This is a genomic window from Inquilinus sp., from assembly GCF_057815775.1.
Genome location: NZ_JBYRFX010000692.1, coordinates 1 through 4,212, shown reverse-complemented (window position 1 = coordinate 4,212; position 4,212 = coordinate 1). Strand labels below are relative to the sequence as shown.

The window sequence follows — 4,212 nt, the reverse complement described above, 5'->3', positions numbered from 1 at the left end:
GGGCTGACGACATCCCTGCGCACCGAGGTCGTCGGCCGCCCCGCCGCCTGATAGTCCTTGCCCGCCATGAAGGAGGCGAATTGCCAGACCTCCTTCGGATGCTCCGTCGACTTGAACAGGAAGAACGGATTGATCTCGAAGAAGGTCGCGGGCTTGGCCTTGTAGGGCGGCGGCGCCACCGTCACATCGGCCATGGTCTGCGGGTTCTGCTGGGCACGGGACTGCATCCAGGCGCCGTCCACCGCCATGGCTACCTTGCCGAGGGCGAAGTTGCTGTCCTCCTCCTCCCAGCCCCAGCCGGCGGCTTCGGGCGGGATTGCGCCCTCATCCAGCAGGCGGCGGTAGAAGGCGAACACCTCGGTCGCCCGCGCCAGCTCCGCCGGGTCGTCGGCCCAGCTGTTCTTGTAGCCGCCATCGGGCTGGCGCCGCGCGATCGCGACGTCGTTCTGGGCGAGGTACATGATCAGCTCCTGCGGCGCCCGCACCCCGGTGCCGGCGATGCCGAAACCGTAGGTCCCGGTTGCCGCCCTGATCTTCGCCGCCGCCGCGATCAGCTCGTCCCAGGTCTTCGGCGGCGCGGCGATGCCGGCCTTCTCCAGCACGCTGCCATGGGCCAGCAGCGCCCGGATGCCGAGGTAATGCGGCATCGCCATCAGCTTGCCGTCGATGGTCAGGCCGTCGAGCACATTGGGATAGATCGCCGTACGGTCCGGCCAGTCGGCGGCATAGGAGGTGACGTCCAGCAGGGCATCCATCCGGGTCAGCTCGCCGAACCATTCCGGCAGGCCCCAGCTGAGATCCGGGGCGTCGCCCGCGGCCACCGCCGTCACCAGCTTGTCGTGCAGCGCGCCGAAGGCGATGTTCTGGGTCTCGATCCGGATGTCCGGATGGGCCTGTTCGAAGGCGGCGATCTGGCCCTGCATCGCCTGGGCGTCGGGCTGGTTGAGATCCCAGGCCACCCAGAACTGCAGGGTGACCGGCTCGGCCATCGCCGGCAGCGATGCGAGCAGCAGCCCGCCCAGCAGCAGCCCGGTCTTCAGCATCTTCATCGTCGCCTCCCCTCGCTGTTGCGGCCGGGCGGTCGCGCCGCCCGGTTCCCCTCTCCCGCCTATTCCGCCGCGTCCGCCTTGGCCCGGGCACGGGCCGTCCGCAGCTCGTCGACGCCGCGCACCGACAGCCGGGCGGCGCCGCTGGAGCCGCGGGTCGGGATCCGGCCGCGGGCCAGGCGCTCGCGGGCCGCCGGCACCGCATCGGCGTATTGCGGCAGCCATTCCGCCTGCGCCACCACCATCTCGTCGACCATCTGCCAGACCTCCTCCGGGTTGCAGACGGCGCCGACCAGCGGGTCGTGCAGCACGGCCAGGCGCAACAGGTCGAGATCGCCGGTGACGGCGGCCTGCACCGCCATGCGCTGGACGTTGATCGAGGCGCTGCAGGTGGCGGCGCAGCCCAGCGGCAGCTCAAGCCCTGCCACCATGTTCAGGCCGAAGCGGTCGACGAAGCCCGGCGCCTCGACGATGCAATCCTGCGCCAGATTGGTGATGAGTCCGTGGTTGCGCCGGTTGAAATGGCCACGATAGACACGGCCCGTCTCCAGCCCCTCGATGATGTAGCTGCCGTGCTCGTCGGAACGCCGCCAGTTGGCCAGCGGCGCCCCGGCCTCGGCCAGCCAGCGCGGGAAATCGGTCTCGAACCAGTTGCGCTGCTCGGTGCATTCGCGCAGGTAGCCGCCGGTCTCGCCGTTGATCCACCGGGACAGGTCGATCCAGCGGTTGATCTCGTCCGGCCGCTTCCGGTACCAGGGCAGGTATTCGCTGAGATGGCCGTTGCTCTCGGTCGAATAGCAGCCGAAGCGGCGCAGCACGTCGATCCGGACCTTCTCCTCCTCCCGGAACCGCGGGTGGCGCTCGAAGGCCTCCAGCAGTTCTCCGGCCTCGATCTTGCGACCGCGGAAGCGGATGTCGGTGTACCAGGTCTGGTGGTTGATGCCGGCGCAGATGTAGTCGACCTCGCGCGGGTCCTCGGCGCCCAGCACCTCGGCGATCTGGCGCCAGCCATGCTGCACGCCGTGGCACAGGCCGATGGTGTTGGCGACGCCGCCATGCTCGATCGCGGCCCAGGTGTTCATCGCCATCGGGTTGGCGTAGTTCAGGAACCAGGCGCCCGCCTCCGCCTCCGCCCGGATGTCGCGGCAGAATTCCAGCACCTGCGGAATGTTGCGCTGGCCGTACAGGATGCCGCCGGCGCAAATGGTGTCGCCGACGCATTGGTCGACGCCGTATTTCAGCGGGATCTCGATGTCGCTGGCGAAGGCCCCCAAGCCGCCGATCCGGACGCAGCTGATGACGTAGCGGGCGCCTTCCAGCGCCCGGCGGCGTTCGACCGAGGTGGTGATCCGGGCCGGCAGATCGTTGGCCTCGACGTCGCGCTGCAGGATCTGCGCCACCATGCCGAGATTGTCGGCGTTGATGTCGTGCAGCGCGAATTCGGTGTCCTGCAGCTCCGGCACCTGCAGCATGTCCCGCACCAGTTTGCGGGTGAAGCCGACGCTGCCCGCGCCGATGACGGCAACCTTCATCGCATCCTCCCCGGGGCCACGGTTCCGCCCGGCCCCCCGGCAAGAAACTTCGAGCTATGGTCTATGGGCACCGGAAAACCGGCGAAAGAGGAATTTCGTGCGATCATGGGGCATTCCATGCTGTCCGACCTGCCCATGCTGTCCGCGTTGCGAGGCCGGGCGCCCGACGGGGTGTCGGTCGTCTTCCCGAAGGACCGGTACCGGCTGCACGCCATGGTCACCAGCGCCGGCTACGACCGCTGCACCGATCCGGCCTATGACTGGCATGGGCTGAGGCGCGGCGACGCGCCCTTCGTGCTGCTGCAGCACACCCTGGGTGGCCGCGGCCATCTGCGGGTCGAAAGCCGACGCTACGAGCTGCGGCCGGGCCAGACCATGCTGCTGCGCTTCCCGCAGGACAACCGCTACTGGCTGGGCCGCAACCCGGAATGGGAGTTCTTCTGGATCTGCCTGAACGGCCGTGAGGTGCAGCGTGTCTGGCGCGAAGTCACGGCGGCGCACGGCCCGGTGGTGACCCTGCCCGAGGCCGCGATCGAGCGGCTGGGCGGGTTGTGCCTGTCGGTGCTGGATGGCGAGGCCGGCACGCCGGCCCGCGCCTCCGCCATCGCCTACGCCGCGGCGATGGGGCTGGCCGACGAGATGATGCCCTGGGGCGAGGCGCCGCCGGCAGCCTCCCGCCCCGCCGCGGTCGACCGGGCGGTGTCGCTGTGCACCGCGGCGCCGGCGGAGAAGATCGATGTCGCCCGCATGGCCCGGGCCGCCGGCTACAGCCGCTACCACTTCAGCCGGCTGTTCGCGGCGCATGAGGGCACGACGCCGGCACGCTATCTGCTGCGGCTGCGGATGGAGGAAGCGGCCCGGCTGCTGCATGTCGAGGCCGCGCCGGTCAAGGTCATCGCCCAGCGCTGCGGCTTCGACGATGCGAACTACTTCGCCAAGGTGTTCCGCCGTTTCTACGGCATCGGGCCGAAGGATTTCCGGCGCAGCGGCATGTACACCGGCCCGATGCAGCCCGGCCGGCGCGATGCAGCGGCCAGCCCGCCACCCGAACCCACGGGTCGTTGATCCACCGGTCTCACACCTCGACCTGGATCCGGGTCGACAGCAGTTCGGTCCGGTCGGCGCGCGGGCCGACCAGGATCTCGATGGCGCCGGCCTCCAGCACCGGCTTCAGGTCCAGGCCGGGGAACGCCAGCGCCGCGGCCGGCAGCGGCAGGCGCAGCACCTGCCGTTCGCCCGGCGCCAGCACCGCCTTGGCCATGCCCTTCAGCTCCAGCAGCGGCCGGGCGACGCTGGCGACGGGGTCGTGGATGAACAGGAACACGGTCTCCTCCCCCGCCACCGTACCGGTGTTGGTGACCGCGACCTCGACCGTAAGGCTCTCGCCCGCCCGCAGCATATCGGCGGAGACCTTCAGGTCGCCGAGGGCGAAGCGGCTGTAGGACAGGCCGTGGCCGAATGGGAATTGCGGCGTGGTCGGCATGTCGATGTACTTGCTGGTGTAATGCTGCTCCGGATCGCTCGGCCGGCCGGTGGCGCGCTCGGCGAAGAAGATCGGCACCTGGCCGACATCGCGCGGCCAGGTCACCGGCAGCCGGCCGGACGGGTTGACGGCGCCGGTCACGACATCGGCG

The 4,212-nt window shown here is 70.0% G+C and carries 4 protein-coding genes; 1 reads left to right on the top strand and 3 read right to left on the bottom strand.

What is annotated here, in order from left to right; genetic code table 11:
* Together AC3XYG_RS24050 and AC3XYG_RS24045 are read right to left on the bottom strand one after the other, a co-directional pair.
* The coding region (locus tag AC3XYG_RS24050; RefSeq protein WP_489142395.1) for an ABC transporter substrate-binding protein at positions 1-1,049 on the bottom strand (1,049 nt) is incomplete at its 3' end.
* 59 nt (positions 1,050-1,108) lie between these two features.
* Positions 1,109-2,578, bottom strand: coding sequence for an alpha-glucosidase/alpha-galactosidase (locus AC3XYG_RS24045; RefSeq protein ID WP_489142394.1), 1,470 nt, complete (start codon positions 2,576-2,578; stop codon positions 1,109-1,111).
* A gap of 105 nt (positions 2,579-2,683) precedes the next feature.
* On the opposite strand from AC3XYG_RS24045, the gene AC3XYG_RS24040 reads away from it, so the two are divergent.
* Positions 2,684-3,643 carry a helix-turn-helix transcriptional regulator gene (locus tag AC3XYG_RS24040; protein WP_489142393.1) on the top strand — a complete coding sequence of 320 codons (960 nt, stop codon included), beginning with the start codon at positions 2,684-2,686 and terminating at the stop codon, positions 3,641-3,643.
* Between the two features lie 10 nt (positions 3,644-3,653).
* Here the strand turns inward: AC3XYG_RS24040 and AC3XYG_RS24035 are convergent.
* A partial coding sequence (locus tag AC3XYG_RS24035) for a fibronectin type III-like domain-contianing protein (RefSeq protein ID WP_489142392.1) occupies positions 3,654-4,212 on the bottom strand: 559 nt, incomplete at its 5' end.

Coding starts and splice junctions, on each gene's coding strand:
- AC3XYG_RS24040 (WP_489142393.1), top strand. CDS start 2,684: ATGGGGCATTCCATGCTGTCCGACCTGCCCATGCTGTCCGCGTTGCGA.
- AC3XYG_RS24045 (WP_489142394.1), bottom strand. CDS start 2,578: ATGAAGGTTGCCGTCATCGGCGCGGGCAGCGTCGGCTTCACCCGCAAA.